This window comes from Afipia sp. GW822-FHT04G07 (assembly GCF_058800765.1).
Genome location: NZ_JBXAMP010000001.1, coordinates 3,531,728 through 3,551,195, shown reverse-complemented (window position 1 = coordinate 3,551,195; position 19,468 = coordinate 3,531,728). Strand labels below are relative to the sequence as shown.

The 19,468-nt window shown below is 63.9% G+C and carries 15 protein-coding genes; 9 read left to right on the top strand and 6 right to left on the bottom strand.

Going from position 1 to position 19,468, the window contains the following annotated elements; translation table 11 throughout:
- Nucleotides 1–816 precede the first annotated feature (816 nt).
- Complete coding sequence (locus AC1RKJ_RS17385) at nt 817–2,151, bottom strand: dihydroorotase (RefSeq protein WP_492792161.1); 1,335 nt, start codon at nt 2,149–2,151, stop codon at nt 817–819.
- Nucleotides 2,152–2,289: 138 nt separating this feature from the next.
- Here AC1RKJ_RS17385 and ygfZ point away from each other — a divergent pair, with 138 nt between their 5' ends.
- From ygfZ to AC1RKJ_RS17355, 6 genes are all read left to right on the top strand, one after another.
- Entirely contained in the window at nt 2,290–3,171 is an 882-nt protein-coding gene (gene ygfZ / locus AC1RKJ_RS17380; protein WP_492792160.1) for a CAF17-like 4Fe-4S cluster assembly/insertion protein YgfZ, read from the top strand.
- The gene (locus AC1RKJ_RS17375) at nt 3,168–3,788 is read left to right on the top strand and encodes a DNA-3-methyladenine glycosylase I (protein WP_492792159.1); all 621 of its coding nucleotides are present in this window, start codon (nt 3,168–3,170) and stop codon (nt 3,786–3,788) included. The genes ygfZ and AC1RKJ_RS17375 overlap by 4 nt, the downstream gene beginning before the upstream one ends.
- Entirely contained in the window at nt 3,785–4,399 is a 615-nt protein-coding gene (locus AC1RKJ_RS17370) for a YfbR-like 5'-deoxynucleotidase (protein WP_492792785.1), read from the top strand. The genes AC1RKJ_RS17375 and AC1RKJ_RS17370 overlap by 4 nt, the downstream gene beginning before the upstream one ends.
- 79 nt (nt 4,400–4,478) lie before the next feature.
- Nucleotides 4,479–4,985, top strand: coding sequence for a tyrosine phosphatase family protein (locus AC1RKJ_RS17365; protein WP_492792158.1), 507 nt, complete (start codon nt 4,479–4,481; stop codon nt 4,983–4,985).
- Nucleotides 4,986–5,031: 46 nt separating this feature from the next.
- Nucleotides 5,032–6,015 carry an NUDIX hydrolase gene (locus AC1RKJ_RS17360; protein WP_492792157.1) on the top strand — a complete coding sequence of 328 codons (984 nt, stop codon included), beginning with the start codon at nt 5,032–5,034 and terminating at the stop codon, nt 6,013–6,015.
- 71 nt (nt 6,016–6,086) lie between these two features.
- Nucleotides 6,087–8,756 (top strand): DUF2339 domain-containing protein, encoded by a 2,670-nt coding sequence (locus AC1RKJ_RS17355; protein ID WP_492792156.1) that lies wholly within the window; start codon nt 6,087–6,089, stop codon nt 8,754–8,756.
- 24 nt (nt 8,757–8,780) lie between these two features.
- Here AC1RKJ_RS17355 and AC1RKJ_RS17350 read toward each other — a convergent pair whose 3' ends face one another.
- Both AC1RKJ_RS17350 and acuI read right to left on the bottom strand, forming a co-directional pair.
- Nucleotides 8,781–9,326, bottom strand: a complete 546-nt coding sequence (locus tag AC1RKJ_RS17350; protein WP_492792155.1) for a hypothetical protein — start codon at nt 9,324–9,326, stop codon at nt 8,781–8,783.
- Nucleotides 9,327–9,466: 140 nt separating this feature from the next.
- Nucleotides 9,467–10,453, bottom strand: coding sequence for an acrylyl-CoA reductase (NADPH) (acuI, locus tag AC1RKJ_RS17345; protein WP_492792154.1), 987 nt, complete (start codon nt 10,451–10,453; stop codon nt 9,467–9,469).
- Nucleotides 10,454–10,748: 295 nt separating this feature from the next.
- Between acuI and nadA the strand changes: the two genes are divergently transcribed.
- Genes nadA through nadC form a run of 3 tightly spaced genes read left to right on the top strand, consistent with a single transcriptional unit; the run spans nt 10,749 to nt 14,367 of the window.
- On the top strand, nt 10,749–11,861 hold the full coding sequence (gene nadA, locus AC1RKJ_RS17340; RefSeq protein WP_492792153.1) for a quinolinate synthase NadA: 1,113 nt from the start codon (nt 10,749–10,751) through the stop codon (nt 11,859–11,861).
- A gap of 8 nt (nt 11,862–11,869) precedes the next feature.
- On the top strand, nt 11,870–13,477 hold the full coding sequence (locus AC1RKJ_RS17335) for an L-aspartate oxidase (protein WP_492792152.1): 1,608 nt from the start codon (nt 11,870–11,872) through the stop codon (nt 13,475–13,477).
- Nucleotides 13,474–14,367, top strand: coding sequence for a carboxylating nicotinate-nucleotide diphosphorylase (nadC, locus tag AC1RKJ_RS17330; RefSeq protein WP_492792151.1), 894 nt, complete (start codon nt 13,474–13,476; stop codon nt 14,365–14,367). Before AC1RKJ_RS17335 ends, nadC begins: the two co-directional genes overlap by 4 nt.
- 142 nt (nt 14,368–14,509) lie before the next feature.
- Here the strand turns inward: nadC and AC1RKJ_RS17325 are convergent, their stop codons facing one another.
- The 3 genes from AC1RKJ_RS17325 to AC1RKJ_RS17315 all read right to left on the bottom strand — a co-directional run bounded on the left by AC1RKJ_RS17325 (nt 14,510) and on the right by AC1RKJ_RS17315 (nt 19,429).
- On the bottom strand, nt 14,510–15,955 hold the full coding sequence (locus AC1RKJ_RS17325) for a cell wall hydrolase (RefSeq protein ID WP_492792150.1): 1,446 nt from the start codon (nt 15,953–15,955) through the stop codon (nt 14,510–14,512).
- A 297-nt stretch (nt 15,956–16,252) separates the two neighbouring features.
- Nucleotides 16,253–19,129, bottom strand: coding sequence for a pyruvate, phosphate dikinase (gene ppdK, locus AC1RKJ_RS17320; protein WP_492792149.1), 2,877 nt, complete (start codon nt 19,127–19,129; stop codon nt 16,253–16,255).
- Nucleotides 19,130–19,288: 159 nt separating this feature from the next.
- The gene (locus AC1RKJ_RS17315; RefSeq protein ID WP_492792148.1) at nt 19,289–19,429 is read right to left on the bottom strand and encodes a DUF3096 domain-containing protein; all 141 of its coding nucleotides are present in this window, start codon (nt 19,427–19,429) and stop codon (nt 19,289–19,291) included.
- Nucleotides 19,430–19,468: the final 39 nt, after the last annotated feature.

Sequence of the window (19,468 nt, the reverse complement as noted above, 5' to 3'; positions counted from 1 at the left end):
ACGACATCGTGGGTGTGGCGAACGTCTCGCACCACCTCGCATTCTCGATTCTGTTTTCAAACAGCCACGTCCATTCACGCACGCGCATTTGCTCTCGCGCCATGCGCGAGGTGAGCTTTTGGTTTCGCCCCCTCAAAACAACGAGGGGCATGGAGCGCCGTAAAGCGCACCTTTGTCTTGTTTCGCTCCCGGCATCGCTTGCGAGACGATGAACTCCGGAAGCGCATCGCCTCACGGCGCTCCACTGCAGCGATTTTGGGCGAGAGGACCGTACTTCCGGGACAGGACGGACGCGGTGCGTCTTTATCCGGCGGGATTTCCCCGCCTTCATCCTGTCCGCGTCCAGCCGCGAACGGCAGAGCCACGTAGTTGGCCCGGACGGTGACCCCGCAGACAAGCTTGCGCCGTCTGCGTTTATCGCGCCTCCCGAGCGTGTGTTTGCGAAACACACGTGCAGGCGCCGCATCCTGCTCCGCTTCAAAGCGCCCTCGAGAAGCGCCCCTCACGAACAGGACGTGCTGAACATAAGAGAGGTCCGGAGCGCGGGGATGTGTATCCCCATCACGAAATGTTTCGGGCACATTCAGAGTCTCTCCACGTCGTCCCCGCGAAAGCGGGGACCCATACTCCCTGAGTTCTCGATTGAGGGAGATGCTGGAGCGGTCGTCTTGCCATCACCACGGTGCTCGGTGGTTATGGGTCCCCGCTTTCGCGGGGACGACATCGAGTGTGTGGCACTGTCATTCCGGGTCTGCGCCAAGAGCGCATCCCGGAATGACGGAGAATGGAAATCCGTACCTATAGCGGCCCGGCCACCTACGCCTTCAGCGTCTCCAGAAACCGCACCGTCTCACCGGTCGATGGCGTCGTGAGTTCACCCTGCCACATCACGCGCTTGCCGCGCACGAAGGTGCCGACCGGCCAGCCCTTGACCTTCACGCCGTCATACGGCGTCCAGCCCGCGCGCGACGCGACCCACTCGTTGGTGATGGTTTCCTCACGCTTCATGTCGACGACGGTGAAGTCGGCGTCGTAGCCCGCCGCGATCCTGCCCTTGCGGGCAATGTTGAACAGCCGCGCCGGACCGGCGCTGCTGAGATCGACAAAGCGCGCCAGCGACAGTTTCCCCGCGTTCACATGATCCAGCATGATCGGCACCAGCGTCTGCACGCCGGTCATGCCGGACGGCGATGCGGGATAGATCTTGTCTTTTTCTTCCAGCGTATGTGGCGCGTGATCCGAGCCCAGCACGTCGATGATGCCCTGCTCGATGCCGCGCCAGATGCCGTCGCGGTGGGCGGCGTCGCGCACCGGCGGATTCATCTGCGCGCGGGTGCCGAGACGCTCATAGGCCTCGGGACCTGCAAGCGTGAGATGATGCGGCGTCGCTTCGCACGAGGCGACGTCCTTGTGGTCGCGCAGATATTCAATTTCCTGCCGGGTCGAGATGTGCAGCACGTGGATGCGCTTGCCGGTTTCGCGCGCGATGTTCACCAGCCGCTGGGTCGCGATCAGCGCCGCGTCCTCGTCGCGCCAGACCGGATGCGAGCGCGGATCGCCTTCGATGCGCAGATGCTTGCGGTCGTTGAGGCGATACTCGTCCTCGGCATGGAACGCGGCGCGGCGGCGGATCACCTTGAAGATGCGCCGCAAGCTGTCGTCGTCCTCCACCAGCAGCGAGCCGGTGGATGAGCCGATGAACACCTTCACCCCCGCGCAGCCCGGCGCGCGTTCGAGATCGGGCAGATGATTGACGTTGTCGCGGGTGCCGCCGATGAAGAAGGCGTAGTCGCAATGCATCCGGTGGTGCCCGGCCTTCACCTTCGCCGTGAAGGTTTCTTCCGTCACCGTTAAGGGATTCGTGTTCGGCATCTCGAACACGGCGGTGACGCCGCCCATCACCGCGCTGCGCGATCCGGTTTCCAGATCTTCCTTGTGCGTGAGACCCGGTTCGCGGAAATGCACCTGCGTATCGATCACGCCCGGCAGGATATGCAGCCCCTTGCAGTCGATGACCTCGCCGGCGCCGGCGCCGGCGAGCGAACCGATTTCCGCGATCCGGCCACTGGTAATGCCGATGTCCCGCACGCCCTCGCCATCCTGATTGACGACGGTGCCGGATTTTAGAATCACATCAAATGTCTGGGCCAATGCTCGAAACTCGTCTGGTGTTGGGACTGAATGCAGGCCGCGCAGGCCTTGTTGTCTGCACCTTAGCGCCTTACGTTGCGGTGTAACAATCGCGGGATTCATTTCCCCAAGAACTTCGAGAAATTCTGAGAAAACCTCATGAAAGCAGCGTTTCTGCCGGATCGCGGCATCGTCAAGGTCAGCGGCGAGGATGCCCGCAAATTCCTCGACGGGCTCGTGACCACGAATGTCGATCTGGTCAAACCCGGGCTCGGACGGTTCGGCGCGCTGCTGACGCCCCAGGGCAAGATCATCGCTGACTTTCTGGTGACCGAAGCGCCCGAGGCCCACGGCGGCGGCTTCGTGTTCGACGTGCCCCTGGCGCTGGCGCAAGCCTTCGCCACGAAACTCGGGTTCTACAAACTGCGCGCGAAAGTCACCGTCGAAAACCTGTCGTCGCAACTCGGCGTGCTGGCGGTGTGGGACGGCACGCCAGCGGTCAAGCCGGACCTCGCGTTTGAGGATCCCCGCGATTCGCAACTCGGCTGGCGCATTGTCGTGCCGGACGATCTCGTGGAGGAAACGGCGACCGCCATCGGCGCGGAGGTGAGCGACAGCGACGCTTATGAAGCGCATCGCATCGCCTGCGGCGTCCCGCGCGGCGGCATCGATTTCATCTATGGCGACGCCTTCCCGCACGAAACCAACATGGACCGGCTGCACGGCGTCGATTTCGACAAGGGCTGCTATGTCGGCCAGGAAGTCGTCTCACGCATGCAGCATCGCGGCACCGCGCGGACGCGAACCGTGCGCGTCCGTCTGGACGGGCCGGTTCCCGAAATCGGTCTCCCCGTGACCGCCGGCGACAAGTCCGTCGGCACCATGGGCTCGTCGGCCAACGGCCTTGGCCTCGCGCTGCTGCGGACCGACCGCGTCTCCGACGCGCTCGACGCCGGATTGCCACTGACCGCAGGCGGCCTTCCCGTCAGCATCGTGGCGCTCGACGACATCAAGCAGGCGCCCAAGAAAGCGTCCGCATGAAAAGCGCGCGGCTGCACGACGACGGATTGATCCGCTGCCCGTGGCCGGGCGAAGACCCGCTTTACATGGCCTATCACGACACCGAATGGGGCGTGCCGGAATACGACGACCGCGCGCTGTTCGAGAAGCTGATCCTCGACGGCTTTCAGGCGGGCCTGTCGTGGATCACGATTTTGCGCAAGCGCGACAATTTCCGAAAGGCGTTCGACGATTTCGAGCCTTTGAAAATCGCGCGCTACAGCGACAAGAAAGTCGCCGCGCTGATGGCCGACGCCGGCATCGTGCGCAACCGCGCCAAGATCGAGGGCACGATCAACAGCGCGAAGTCCTATCTGAAGATCATGGAAGACGGTCCGGGATTCTCAAAGTTCCTGTGGGATTTCGTCGACGGCAAGCCGAAGGTCAACCAGTTCAAGACGACCGCCTCGGTGCCTGCGTCGACGCCCGTCTCCATCAAGATGTCGAAGGCGTTGCTCGGGCACGGCTTCAAGTTCGTGGGACCCACGATCGTCTATGCGTTCATGCAGGCCACCGGCATGGTCAACGACCATCTCGTCTCGTGCCATTGCCATGAGACATGCAGCAAGTTGAAGAAGCCGAAGCGCAAGACAAGATGACCGCGAAGAAGTTCTCCCCGTCAAAGGTTGGACGCGCCTGGCAACGCATGCTGTCGGGCCGCCGCCTTGACCTGCTCGATCCCTCGCCGCTCGACATCGAGGTCGAGGACATCGCACATGGCCTGGCCCGTGTCGCGCGCTGGAACGGACAGACCCACGGCGCGCATATTTTTTCCGTCGCGCAGCACACGCTGCTGGTCGAGGCGGTGCTGCGCGCGCAGACCCCGCGTGTCGATCATCGCGTGCGGCTCGCGGCGATGCTGCACGACGCGCCGGAATACGTCATCGGCGACATGATCTCGCCGTTCAAGGCCGTGATCGGCGGCTCCTACAAGATCGTCGAGAAACGCCTCTTGTCCGCAATCCATATCCGCTTCGGGCTGCCGGCGGTCCTGCCTGCCGAGATCGAAGCGCAGATCAAGGCTGCGGACATGGGCGCGGCCTATCTCGAAGCGACCCACCTTGCGGGTTTCGGGGAGGCCGAAGCGAAGCGGCTGTTCGGCCGGGATCCGAAGCTGCCGGCCGCCACCGAGAAGGACTACGTGACGCCGTGGTCCGCCGGACGGGCCGAAAAGCAGTTTCTCGCGCGGTTCAAGGCGCTTTTGTCATAATCATCCACGGCATGTTTGCCGTGCAGCATGACGAGCGAAGTCAGCAAGCATATACTCGTGCGGAACATAAGGGACCGCCATGATTCATGTCTGCTCGCTTGCCGCCCTGCCCGCTACTGTCGAGGCTCTCGGCGCAAGCCACATCCTCACGGTGATGGCTAACGTCAATCAGGTCGTGCGTCCGGCCTCGGTTCTCGAAGCCAACCATCTGCGGATTTCGATGGACGACATCAACGAGCCTGCGGACGGGTTCACAGCACCGTCGCATGTACATGTCGAGCAGGCGCTGAACTTTATCCGCAAATGGGATCGCGCCGCGCCCATGGTGATCCACTGCTACGCCGGAATCAGCCGCTCCACCGCGAGCGCATTCATGGCGGCCTGCGCGCTCAATCCGCACCGCGACGAATCCTCCATCGCGCGGCAGATCCGCGCTGCATCGCCAACCGCGTATCCCAATCGCCTGATCGTGACGCTGGCGGATCAGGTGCTGGGCCGTGACGGGCGGATGGTCCGCGCGCTGGACGACATGGGTCCGGGCAACATGAGCATCGAGGGCCGTCCGTTCCGCGTGGAGATCGAATGAGATTGCTTCGTCGCTGCGCTCCTCGCGATGACGAGGCTCATGCGCGATGACCGATAAAGCCCTGACACCGATCCAGATCGGACTGACGGCGGCCATCGTCTCCATCGACGGCAACGAACCCTCGATCCTGACGGCCTCCGGCGGCGATGACGACAAACTTGCAGGCCTGCCGTTCGGCCCGTTCGATGCGGTCGCCCACCGCACGCTGGAGATCGGCCTGCGCGCATGGGTCGAGGAGCAGACCGGCCTGCGGCTCGGTTATGTCGAACAGCTCTACACATTCGGCGACCGCGGCCGTCATGCGCAGCGCGGCGACACCGACGCCCATGTCGCTTCGGTTGGCTATCTCGCGCTGACCCGCGCAGCCGACAACACATCGAAGCCGCAGGTTGCAGGCGCGACGTTCGAGCCCTGGTATCGCTATTTCCCGTGGGAGGACTGGCGCGAGGCGCGACCGGCCATCATCGAGAAACAGATCTTGCCCGCGCTCGAGGCCTGGGCGGCGCAATCCGAAAAACCGGATGCCGCGCGCGCGCTGGCCCGCGGTGACCGCGTCCGGCTTTATTTCGGCACCCAAGGTGCGCAGTGGGACGAGGAGCGCGTGCTCGACCGTTACGAACTGCTCTATGAGGCCGGGCTGATCGAGGAATCGCGGCGCGACGGCCGTCCGGCGGCGCTGGCGCGCAAGCCGCAGCCCGCCCTCGGCACGCCGATGCGTTTCGACCACCGGCGCATTCTGGCCACCGCCATTGCGCGGTTGCGCGCCAAACTGAAATATCGTCCCGTGGTGTTTGAACTTCTGCCGCCGGAGTTCACACTAACTGAATTGCAGCGGACCGTTGAGGCCATCTCGGGGCGTCATTTGCACAAACAGAATTTTCGCCGCCTGGTGGAAAATGGCGCGCTGGTCGAACCGACCGGCGAGATGTCCACCCAGACCGGCGGACGGCCGGCTGCGCTGTTTCGCTTCCGCCGTGAAGTCTTGCAGGAACGGCCTGCACCGGGATTGCGTGTGCGCGGCCGGCGTTAGGATGTTGTGACAGTTATTTCGCGCGATCCGATCCGCCGCCGAGGCGGCAATGGATCGCGCAAGGAGGATTTATGGAATTCATTTCACTCGTTCTTGCCATTGTCGCAATTGCCATAGCGCGCAAGGCATCCATGCGCCTGAAAGAAATTCAGGCGCGGCTGACGCTGCTTGAAACCTCGCTCGCAAGCGGTGTGCGTCCCGCAACCTTGCCAACAGATGCGCCCCTCGCGCCGCCGATTGTGCCCGAGACGGCCGTGGATACCGAACGGCCCGCGCCGGTGCCGCCGCCGCTTCCCGTCGATAGGCCGCGATATGAAGAAATTGCTGCCACGCCGGATGTTTCGGCTTCCGCTGCCGCACAGCAGGGTCCCGGCCTTGAAGAAAGACTTGGCACCCGCTGGGTGGTGTGGATCGGCGGATTGACGCTGGCGCTCGGCGGTCTGTTTCTCGTCAAATACTCCATCGAGGCGGGCCTGCTCGGCCCCGGCACACGTGTGCTGCTCGGCGGCCTGTTTGCGCTGGCGCTGCTCGCCACCGGCGAATATGCGCGGCGCAAGGAAAGTATCTTGCCGATTGCGGCGCTGCCAAAAGCCAACATTCCCGCAATTCTCACCGCAGCCGGCACCGCGGTGGCGTTCGCGACCGTCTATTCGGCATATGCGCTTTACGGTTTCCTCTCGCCGCCGGTCGCGTTCGTGCTGCTCGGCGCGGTTGCGCTCGGCACGCTTGCCGCCGCGCTGCTGCATGGACCCTCGCTCGCCGGCCTCGGCGTGGTCGGCGCATTCGTGACGCCGGTGCTGGTGTCGTCGGACAAGCCCGATTACTGGGCGCTCTACATCTATATCGCCATCGTCACCGCAGCCGCGTTCGGTCTGGCGCGGATTCGCCTGTGGCGCTGGCTGGCCGTCACCACGATCGCGTTCGGCGCGTTCTGGATGCTGTTTGACATTTTCCGTCCCAATACGCTCGGCCCTCAAGCATTCGATATCATCGCAAGCTTCGCACTTGCCGCGTTGCTGGTGGTCGCCGGATTCATGTTCGGTCCGCCGGCTGAACAGGGCCGTGTCGAGCCGGTGTCTTCGTTTTCGCTGGGCGTGTTCCTGTTCGGCGCAACGGCGCTGGTTCTCATCAACAATCATTCAGACCCCGCCATGGTCGTGTTTACGTTGCTGGTCGCGGCCACCTTCGCCATCGCATGGCGCGCGGAAAGCGCGACCGGCACAATTGCCGCCGCAGCATTGCTGGTGTTCGCGGTGTTCGCGGAATGGGCGATCCGCGCCAATCCCGATCTCGCGGTCGCGCCCGGCGGTCCAATGCCCGGCATCGGCCCGCGCGCGGATGACGGTTCGATCACCATGCATCTGGTCACGGCGGCAGGTTTCAGCGCCGCATTCGGCGCCGCGGGTTTCCTCGCGCAGGGCCGTTCGATCGGCGCGATCATTCCCGTGATCTGGGCCGCGGCGGGTGTGTTCACGCCGCTGGCGCTGCTGATCGCGCTCTATGCCCGCATCGCGCATCTCGACCGTTCGATCCCGTTCGCGATCATCGCCATTGCGCTCGCCGCCGCATTCGCCTGGGCGACCGAGCTTCTGACCAAACGTGATCCGCGGCCGGGACAGGCCATCGCGACTGCCCTGTTCGCCACGGGCACGCTGGCTGCGCTGGCGCTGGCGTTTACGTTCGCGCTGGAAAAGGGCTGGCTCACCATCGCGCTCGCCTTGATGTCGCTCGGCACTGCATGGATTTCGATGAAGCGGCCGATCCCGTTCCTGCGGGCGCTCGCGGCGATCCTTGCCGGCATCGTGGTCCTGCGCATCGGCTATGAGCCGCGCATCGCCGGCAACGACGTCGGCACCACGCCGATCTTCAACTGGCTGCTGCTCGGTTACGGTATTCCAGCAGCGTCCTTCTGGCTCGGCAGCATCTTCCTGCGCAGGCGCGGCGACGACGCCCCGCTGCGCAGCGTCGAAGCCGCCGCGATCCTGTTCACGGTGCTGCTCGCCTTCACGGAAATCCGCCACTACGTCAACAACGGCGACATCTACAGTAAATCGTCGAGCCTGATCGAGATCGGCCTGCAGGTCTGCGTCGCGCTTGCGATGGCCATCGGGCTTGAACGGCTTCGCATCCGGACGGGCAGCGTCATCCACAACATCGGCGCGCTGCTGCTGACGTGCTTCGCAGGTCTCGCGGTTGTCCTTGGATTGTTCGGCATCGCCAACCCGCTGATGCGGAGCATCGAGATCACCGGACCGTTCATCAACCAGTTGATCCTCGGCTATGCGATCCCGGCCGTGCTCGCGCTGCTGTTGTCCTATGCGGTGGCGGGACGCCGCGCGGCTGCCTATGCCAACACCATCGCGGCGGGTGCGCTGATCCTTGCGCTGGCCTGGATCACGCTGGAAATCCGCAGGCTCTATCACGGCCCGTTCCTGAACAGCTTCCGCACCTTCGACGCCGAGCAATACACCTACTCGGTGGCGTGGCTGGTGTTCGGCGTGGTCCTGCTCGGGATCGGATTGCTGCTGCCGTCGCAGCGCGCGCGGCTCGCCTCGGCGGTGATGATCGCCGTCACCATCCTCAAGGTGTTCCTGATCGACATGTCCAATCTGACCGGCGCCTACCGGGCGTTCTCGTTCATCGGTCTGGGACTGGTGCTGGTCGCGATCGGATGGCTGTATCAGCGCATCCTGTTCAGGCAGACGAAAGCGCCGCCGGCTCAAGGCAGCCCGGCGGCGTGATCGATAGTCCAAAGCGGCGATGGATTACTCGCTGGCGGAGCGGCGTAACTCAAGCGGCGCTTCGCTTTGAACCGAAGCCGGACGCACCTCGGCACGCGACGCAGCGGCGTCGGCGGATCGGGTCACACCCGGCGCGCGAAGCGAACGCGGCTTCGAGATCGAACGCGCAAGGAAGACGCGCGCATTGCCGTGCCGGCGGAAATCGCAATAGGCGAAGCCCATGCCCGACACCGAGCCGCGGAAGCTGACATTGTCGGTCTTGTTCAGGTTGAAGCACGGCTCGAACGGGATGCCCTTGATCGAGGCGCAAATCTGCTGGCCGCGGACCTGAAGCGTGTTGGACGGCAGCCGCATATGGCGAGGCTGGCCGGCGCCGCTGAACTGAACCGCGCCCGCAGCCGCGCCGTCGTCCGTGATCTTGCCGACGCCCTTGGTGCCGTCGAAGCAATTGAAGGAGAACATCTTGTTGGAAACGAACTTGCGCGCTTCGTCGGCATTCAGGTTTTCCGCCAGTGCCGGAACTGCGACTGAGCCGGCGAGAAGGGCTCCAAAAACGATGCGCACGAGCATGTTGCGACTCCAACTGACTGAACTTGCGGGTCTGGAAAACCGGCTCGGCTCCCGGCCGGGCGGTTTAGGCCTTAACCCGCTGATTACCATACCAACCATGGCAACATTGGCGCACCATGGTTTGTAAAGTCTGAACGTCCTCAGGAAATTCTCACCACCGTCCGGCCGCGCAACTGGCCGGCGAGAATCCTGGGGCCTGCGTCGATCACCTCGGCAAGACCGATTTCGGTAGTTATTTCAGCAAGTTTCCCATGGTCTAGATCGGTCGCGAGCCGGGCCCAGGCCGCCTTGCGCGGCCCGATCGGGCACATCACGGAATCGATGCCCAAAAGGCACACCCCGCGCAAAATGAAAGGCGCAACCGATGACGGCAGATCCATACCGGCGGCAAGCCCGCATGCGGCAATCGCACCGCCGTACTTCGTCATCGACAGCAGGTTGGCCAGCGTGGTGGAGCCGACGCTGTCGATGCCGCCCGCCCAGCGTTCCTTGCCGAGCGGTTTACCCGGTGCGGACAACTCGTTCCGGTCGATGATCTCGGCGGCGCCCAGACCGCGCAGATAATCCGCCTCGGCGGCGCGGCCGGTCGAGGCGATGACATGGAAGCCGAGCTTGGAGAGCAGCGCGACGGCAACCGAGCCGACGCCGCCCGCCGCGCCGGTGACCACCACCGGGCCGTCTTTCGGCGTGACGCCATGCTTCTCCAGCGCCAGCACCGACAGCATCGCTGTGAAGCCCGCGGTGCCGATCGCCATCGCCTGACGCGCGGTCATGCCGTCCGGCAGACGCACCAGCCAGTCACCCTTCACGCGCGCTTTTTCGGCATAGGCGCCGAGATGCGTTTCCCCGAGACCCCAGCCGGTGGAAATCACCTTGTCACCGGCCTTCCAGCCCGCATGCGACGACTCCAGCACCGTGCCCGCGAAATCGATACCGGCGATCATCGGGAAACGGCGCACCACCGGCGATTTCCCGGTGAGCGCGAGCCCGTCCTTGTAGTTCACCGTGGACCACTCGACCGCGACGGTGACATCGCCGTCCATCAGTTCAGCCTCGTCGAACTGCGTCAGCGCCGCCGTGGTGCCCTTTTCCGCCTTCTCGATCCTGATCGCCTTGAAAGTCGCCAAAGCCGTTCTCCGTGATGTCCGTATGCCGCAAGTCCGGCCCTGATTGGCTGGTCTGGTCCAATTTGCCAAGCGCATTTCCGCCATGCGGAAAATTCCGACGTCCCGTCTGGCAGAGACGCCAGCGACCTGTTATATTTGTTTTGCTCGATATGAGAATAAGCAAGAAGGGAATGCGGCTCGCCTGAGCCGTCGCCTCGAAAACGGAAACAGAGTTTGGACGCCGGCCCAAAAGGCCGGATTTCTCGAAGCCCAAATATGCTCAACTTGAGTATATTTGACGACCAAGGAGGCTGCGATGCCGATTTCAGGAATTTACGGTCCCGACGATTTCGGGAATCCGGTTCACCGCCCCCCGGCGGGTGCCGTCCGCGCCCGCATCACCGATGCGGAACGTGCGCGTGCGCTGCCGATGCCGTCGCTGGAATGGACGCCCGACGTCGAGCGCGCCACCGCGCATCTCTACGCCAAGGTGAAGAACGTCATTCCAGAAATCGAGTGGCCGTTCATGGCGCCTTACGTCAAGGCGATCAACGATCTCAAGGCGCAGCGCGACGCCGTGATCCTGGCGCACAACTACCAGACGCCGGAAATCTTTCACTGCGTCGCCGACATCGGCGGCGACTCGCTGCAGCTCGCGCGCGAGGCCACCAAGGTCAGGCAGAAGGTCATCGTCCAGTGCGGCGTGCACTTCATGGCCGAAACCTCGAAGATCCTGAACCCGGACAAGACCGTGCTGATCCCGGATTCACGCGCCGGCTGTTCGCTGGCCTCAAGCATCACCGGCGCGGATGTACGGCTGCTGCGCGAACGCTTCCCCGGCGTGCCGGTGGTCGCCTATGTCAACACATCTGCCGACGTGAAAGCGGAGGTTGATATCTGCTGCACCTCGTCGAACGCCGTGCAGGTGGTGGAAAGCCTGAACGCCGACACCGTGATTTTCCTGCCCGACCAGTATCTGGCGAAATATGTCGCCTCGAAAACCAGCGTGAAGATCATCGCGTGGAAGGGCGCGTGCGAGGTGCACGAGCGCTTCACGGGCGACGAGTTGCGCAGCTACCGCGAAGCCGATCCGGCCGTGCAGATCATCGCGCATCCGGAATGCCCGCCCGACGTGCTCGCGGAGGCGGATTTCACCGGCTCGACCGCGCACATGATCGACTGGGTCCGCAAGCACCAGCCCAAGCGCATCGTCATGGTCACCGAATGCTCGATGGCGGACAACGTGCAGGCCGAACTGCCGAACGTCGAGTTCGTCAAGCCGTGCAACCTGTGCCCGCACATGAAGCGCATCACGCTACCGAAGATTCTCGACAGCCTGATCCACATGCGTGAGGAAGTGACCATCGATCCCGCGATCATCGGCAACGCCCGGCAGTCGGTGGAACGCATGATCAATTTGAAGAATTGACGGCTCTCATGACCACCACCGCATTGATGCATTCTGACTCGGCCACCGACGTCATCATCGTCGGCGGCGGGCTCGCCGGTCTGTTCTGCGCGCTGAAACTCAGTCCCCGCCCCGTCACGGTGATTTCGGCAGCGCCACTCGGCGAAGGCGCGTCCAGCGCATGGGCCCAAGGTGGCATCGCAGCGGCTGTTGCAGACGGCGACAGCGCCGAAGCGCATGCGGCCGACACCATCGCGGTCGGCGGCGGCATTGTCGACGAACAGGTCGCGCTTAGGCTGGCTCGCGAGGCCGGCGCGCGGATTCACGATCTGCTGCAATACGGCGTGCCGTTCGACCGCGACCTCGAAGGCAAACTGGCGATGGGTCGCGAAGCCGCGCATTCGGCGCGGCGCATCGTTCACGTTCAGGGCGACAGGGCCGGCAAGGCGATCATCACCGCGCTGATCGAGGCGGTGCGCAACACACCCTCGATCCGCGTCATCGAGGGCTTCACCGCGGAAGCACTGCTGACGGAGGGCGACGCGGTCGCCGGACTACAATTGCGCAAGGCGGACGATGCGACGGCAAAGCCCGTCATGCTCGCAGCGCGCGCCATCGTGCTGGCAACCGGCGGCATCGGGCATCTCTATGCGGTCACGACGAACCCGGTGGAGGCCGGCGGGCTCGGCCTCGCCATCGCGGCGCGCGCCGGCGCAGTGATCGCCGATCCGGAATTCGTGCAGTTTCATCCCACCGCTCTCGATGTCGGACGCGACCCCGCGCCGCTGGCGACGGAAGCCTTGCGCGGCGAAGGCGCGACACTCGTCAACAGCAAGGGCGAGCGCTTCATGCTGGCGCTCGATCCATTGGGAGAACTTGCGCCGCGCGACATCGTCGCGCGCGGCGTGTTCGCGGAAATCGCCGCCGGGCGCGACGCGTTTCTCGACGCGACGAAAGCAATTGGCGCAAAGTTCCAGACAAAATTCCCGACGGTGTACGCAAGCTGCATGGCGGCGGGCATCGATCCGGCGACGCAGCCGATTCCAATCGCGCCCGCCGCGCATTATCACATGGGTGGAATCGCCGTGGACAAACACGGCCGCACGTCGCTGAAGGGGCTATGGGCCGGCGGCGAAGTATCCAGCACCGGCGCGCATGGCGCCAATCGCCTCGCCTCGAACTCGCTGCTCGAAGCCGTGGTCTATGCCGCGCGGATCGCGGACGATATCAACGGCGCCACGTTCGCAACACCCGCCGGGCGGATGGCGGAAACAACGCCGCGCAACTGCGCCATGCCGCCGCTGACGGAACGCAATCTCCGCGCGATGATGAGTTCGCATGTCGGCGTGGTCCGCAACGGCGGCTGGCTGATGGAAGCGGTGCAAGCGTTCGCAGCCATCGAGCGCGACACGGGCAATATCGCCTTGCGCAACATGGCGACCACCGCGTTGATTGTCGCGGCGTCCGCATGGTCGCGGCGCGAAAGCCGCGGCGCGCATAATCGATCCGACTACCCGGCGGAAGATCCGGCACAGCGGCATCGCACCATGACGACGCTCGCGGAAGCGCGTAAGATCGCGTCATCGATGACAGGCGATAAGCCTGTTGCAAAATTCGCATCGGGAGCCCGCGCATGAGCATCAGCGACGTCCTCAATCCTGCGGTTCTGATGTATCCGAACGCATTCCTGTCGCCGCTTGCGATCGAGGAAGCCGTGACCCGCGCGCTCGCGGAAGATCTCGGCCGCGCCGGCGACGTGACGTCGGCCGCAACGATACCCCCGGCGGTTCATGCCCACGCGGTTCTCGTCGCGCGGCAGGCCGGCGTGATCGCAGGGCTGCCGCTGGCCGTGGCCGTGTTTCAGCGGCTGTCGGCTGACATCAACATTCAGGCCCATGTCCACGACGGCAACGCCGTCGCCAGGGGCGTCCATGTGCTGACGATCTCCGGCCCGGCGCGCGCGGTGCTCGCGGGCGAACGGACCGCGTTGAATTTTGTCGGGCGCTTGTCCGGCATCGCCACGCTGACCTCGGATTATATCCGTCACGCCGGTGTGACGAAGATGCGGGTTTGCGACACCCGCAAGACCACGCCGGGACTGCGCGCGCTGGAAAAATACGCGGTGCGCTGTGGCGGCGGTTTCAATCACCGCTTCGGCCTCGACGACGCGATCCTGATCAAGGACAATCACATCGCGGTGGCCGGCGGTGTGAAAGCCGTGCTGGAGCGCGCCCGCGCCCATGCCGGGCATCTGGTCAAGATCGAGATCGAGGTCGATACGCTCGATCAGTTGCGCGAGGTTCTGGCCACAGGCCTTGCCGATGTGGTGATGCTCGACAACATGGATATCCCGACGCTGCGCGAAGCCGTGAAGATCGCCAATCGCCGCGTGGTGCTGGAAGTGTCCGGCGGCGTGACGCTGGCGTCGATCGGCGAGATCGGGACAACCGGAGTCGATTATGTGTCGGCCGGCGCGCTCACGCATTCCGCGCCGAACTTCGACGTGGCGCTGGATATCGATGCGTAGCAACTGACAATAAGCTATCAGTTGTCATGGCCGGGCTCGTCCCGGCCATCCACGTCCTAAATCTGGATGAAAAGAAAGACGTGGATGCCCGCGACGAGCGCGGGCATGACGATAGTATTGGGAGAGCGGGTAGCGCTTTAGCTCAGGGCTTCCCGGTCATCTCGGCCGAACTCTTGGCCGCTTCGGCGAGCTTGGCGGAAATCGCCGCCGTCTCCGCCGCCGTGCCCCAGGTCGGCGCATCCTTGCCGTCGCCCCACGCGCGCGGACGATAGAAGGTATGCACGCCATACTTGTACATCTTCTTCATCTCGTTGACCCACGACGGGCGAACCCAATAGGCGTGATAGTGCGTCGACTTGCCGACTTCCGGCAGCCACAGCCGGCCGTCGAGCGTCGCCTGCGCGATCTTCTTCGCGCGCTCCCACATCTCGGGCTCTTTGACCACGTCACGGATGCCGTCGCAGGCGAAGGTGAACTGGCACGACAGATGGCGATGCGAATTCTGGTACACGACGCCGCAGACCGTGGTGGGGTAATAGCCGGAGAACGCGCGGTTCACGACAACCTGCGCCACGGCCATCTGGCCGCGCACCGCCTCGCCTCGCGCTTCAAAGTAGATCGCTTCAGTCAGGCACTTCTCGGACTTCGCGCGCGACTTGGCGTCGAGACCGAGACGCTCCGCCGGCGTTCGCGGACGCTGGCTCTCGCCGGTGACTGCGCCCTTGCTGGCGACGCTTTCGCCACCGGCCGACGGCGCGGCGGGATCGGCCGGCAATGCGGCAGGCTGCTTCATGTCCGGATCGACGCCGGGGATCACAATGATCGGCTCTTCGCCCGGCTGCCAGCGCTCCAGCGATCCGCTCGACATTCCGAGCGAGGAGTTCCCGAAAAACAATGTCGCTGACTGGAACGAGAAACCGTCGCGGTTGAGCTCCGGCGTCACCGCGCTGGCTTCGCTGTTCGCATCCACCGGCGAAGCATTCAGGGGATGATCGGCGGGAAGGCCCTGAAGCGAGGTCGATTCGTATTGCGACAGACGTGGCGCGTTCAGTGCGGCTTCGAGTTCGGCGTCGAGCGGCGCGGCAGGATTCGTGACCGGGGCCGCGTCTGCGGTCTTCGCGCCGCGCACCGAAGCGTTTGAATTCGGCTGCTCCTGCGTCGCCTGCGGCGGTGCTTCAGGTGCTGTGGGCTCTGGCGCGCGAACCGGCAGGCGATCGCCCTTCGACGAACGCACGACCTTTGGAAAATCCGATTTTTGCAGCGGGCGCAAAACCTGCCCGAGCGGCTCGTTGCCGATCGAGCCGGTGACGTCGACGCCCTGGCTGTCGAGACTAGCCAGACGATAAGAGGCGGTTTCGGACGTGTGCGTGCCCATCGGGCGCGGCAGATTGAACGACGCGACCTGCAACATGCGGCGCGAGGAAGAGAACATGTGCTGCTGCCAGCGCTCGGCGACGCCGGGCTGGCGGGCCAGCAACGAAGCGATATCCTGATAGCCGATTTCGGTCGGGCTCACTGTCAGAAGACAGAGAACAAAGCCGAAGGGCGCGAACCGCGCGCCCTTCGACCCGTTACGCAACACAGACATCGATACGCTCACGCAACTGTACGCTTATGCACACGCGATCGAACCGCACGTTCAGTACAATCCGATCAATTTCGTTGGTATCGAATTAAAGTTGCCGGGGGGTTAATCGCAGCGGCACGCGCGCCACACGCAAGAGCGCGCTTGAAATCGCATCATCACTTCGCAAGCGTTGGTAAATGGCGCGTCCAGCAATGTGGTAAAGATAACGTCAACGAAAATAATGAACGAGCGGATGCCGCAAAAGCAAATGCCGCCTCCTTGCGGAGACGGCATCCTGTCGTCAAGTGACGGTGGAACTCACGCCTGGCTGGCGACGGCCTTGCCGAGAGCCGCCTGTGCCGCGGCAAGACGCGCGATCGGCACGCGATAAGGCGAACACGACACGTAGTCGAGACCGATTTCATGGCAGAACGCGACTGACGCGGGATCGCCGCCATGCTCGCCGCAAATGCCCATCTTGAGACCGGGGCGCACCTTGCGCCCGCGCTGCACGCCGATCTTCACCAGTTCGCCGACGCCGGCGCGATCCACCGAGATGAACGGATCGATCTCGAGGATGCCGCGCGCCACGTAGGTGCCGAGGAAACTCGCCGCGTCGTCGCGGCTGATGCCGTAGGTGGTCTGCGTCAGGTCGTTGGTGCCGAACGAGAAGAACTCGGCGGTCTCCGCGATTTCACCGGCCAGCAGACATGCACGCGGCAATTCGATCATCGTGCCGGTCTGATAGGCGATCTTCACACCGGTGTCCTTGGACACGGACAGCGCGGTGGCGTCGATGCGCGCCTTGGTGATGTCGAATTCGGCGCGGGTCGCGATCAGCGGCACCATCACCTCGAGACCGACCTGCTTGCCGGTGCGCTTGCCGGCTTCGACGGCGGCCTCGAAAATCGCGCGCGCCTGCATTTCCGCGATTTCCGGATAGGCAATCGCGAGACGGCAGCCGCGGAAGCCGAGCATCGGGTTGAACTCCGCGAGTTCGCGGACGCGGTCGGCGATCCTGCGCGGGTCGGTGTTCATCACGCGGGCGACTTCCTCGATTTCGCTCTGCGAATGTGGCAGGAACTCGTGCAACGGCGGGTCGAGCAGACGGATCGTGACCGGCAGGCCCTTCATGATCTCGAACAGGTCGACGAAGTCGGCGCGCTGCATCGGCAGCAGCTTCGCCAGCGCCGCGCGGCGCGCGCCTTCGTCCTCGGCAAGAATCATTTCACGCACGGTACGAATGCGCGTTTCCTCGAAGAACATGTGCTCGGTGCGGCAAAGCCCGATGCCCTCGGCGCCGAACTTCAGCGCGGTGCGCGCGTCCGCCGGTGTATCCGCGTTGGTGCGGACCTTGAGCTTGCGAACCTGATCGGCCCAGCCCATCAATGTGGTGAAGTCGCCGGACAGTTCCGGCTCGATCATCGGCATACGTCCGGCCAGCACCTGGCCGAGCGAGCCGTCGATGGTGATGACATCGCCGGCCTTGAAGCTGCGATTGCCGATGGTCATCATGCCACGTCCATAGTCGACGCGGATGGTGCCGCAACCGGACACGCAGGGCTTGCCCATGCCGCGCGCGACCACCGCCGCGTGAGACGTCATGCCGCCGCGCGTGGTGAGAATGCCTTCGGCAGCGTGCATGCCGTGGATGTCTTCCGGCGAGGTCTCGACACGAACCAGAATGACTTTGCGTCCATCGGCCTGGAGCTTGGCGGCTTCGTCCGACGAGAACACGATCTCGCCTGCAGCGGCGCCGGGCGAGGCCGGAAGACCCGTGGCGATAACGTCACGCTTGGCGACCGGATCGATGGTCGGGTGCAGCAACTGATCCAGTGAAGCCGGATCGATGCGCGCGATCGCGTCCTTCTTGGTGATCAGGCCTTCGTTCGCAAGTTCGACCGCGATGCGCAGCGCAGCCTTCGCGGTGCGCTTGCCGTTGCGGGTCTGCAGCATCCACAGCTTGCCCTGCTCGACCGTGAATTCCATGTCCTGCATGTCGCGGTAGTGCTTTTCGAGCTGCGTGTAGATGCGCGTCAGCTCCTTGAACGCATCCGGCATGGCGACTTCCATCGACGCCTTGTCGGAGCCTGAATCCTTGCGCGCGTATTCGGTGATGTCCTGCGGCGTGCGGATGCCCGCGACAACGTCCTCGCCCTGCGCGTTAATGAGGAATTCGCCGTAGAGGCGCTTCTCGCCGGTGGACGGGTTGCGCGTAAACGCAACGCCGGTCGCCGAGGTGTCGCCCATGTTGCCGAACACCATCGACTGAATGTTGACGGCTGTGCCCCATGACTCGGGGATATCGTGCAGGCGGCGATAGGTCACCGCGCGCGCATTCATCCATGACGAGAACACGGCGCCGACCGCGCCCCACAACTGCGCGTGCGGGTCCTGCGGAAAGTCATGGCCGGTTTCGCGAGCCACGGCGTCCTTGTATCGGCCGACCAGATCGACCCAGTCGTCCGCGGTCAGTTCGGTGTCGAGCGAATAGCCCTTGCTGTCCTTGTAGGTGTCGAGGATGTCCTCGAAGTGATGATGCTCGAAGCCGAGCACCACGTCCGAATACATCGTGATGAAACGGCGATAGCTGTCATAGGCGAAGCGGCGGTCGCCGGAGAGCGATGCCAGCGCCTCGACGGTCTTGTCGTTGAGGCCGAGGTTGAGCACGGTGTCCATCATGCCCGGCATCGACGCGCGGCCGCCGGAGCGCACCGACACCAGCAGCGGGTTCTTCGCATCGCCGAATGTCTTGCCGGCGATCTGGCCGACGGTGTCCAGCGCCTTCTCGACCTGCGCCTTCAGATCCTTCGGATAGGTTTTGTTGTTGGCGTAGAAGTACGTGCAGACCGACGTCGGGATCGTGAAGCCGGGAGGCACCGGCAATCCGAGATTGGCCATCTCGGCGAGGTTCGCGCCCTTGCCACCGAGCAGGTCGCGCATCCCGGCCTTGCCCTCGGCGCGGCCGTCACCGAATGTGTAAACCCACTTGCCGGCCTTGATGCCGGAAGCCTTGATGCCAGAAGCCTTGGACGCTGGCGCGGATGTCTTCGCGCTTGTCTTGCCAGCTTTGGCCGTTTTCGCTGCGGCTGGCTTCGCTTTCGAAGCCGGTCTGGATTTGGAAACTGATTTTGGAGAGGACTTCGCGGCGGATTTCTTCGATGAGGCTTTGGCCATGGCTTCCAGACGCTGCATGAGTGAAACGGCAGCGGCGTTACACCACGGTTGCCCGTTCGCGCGCAAGCGACTCCCGGCGGATATCCGCGTTTTCGGTCACGGACGGTTACAGATTGTTACAGATTCCGGGAAATTTCGGCTTTTGCCCCGAGAACTGTAACAATCTGTAATGTCCCGTTACTTAATTATCCCCAATCCGATGATGCCGACCAGAATGAGATAGATCGCGACGATGAAATTCAGCAGTCGCGGCATGATGAGAATCAACACGCCGGCAATCAGTGCGACGATCGGCTGAAGGTGGGTGCTGAGTGTCATCTGTTCTCTCCAGGGAGGTGGGTGGCAAGGACGATCTGA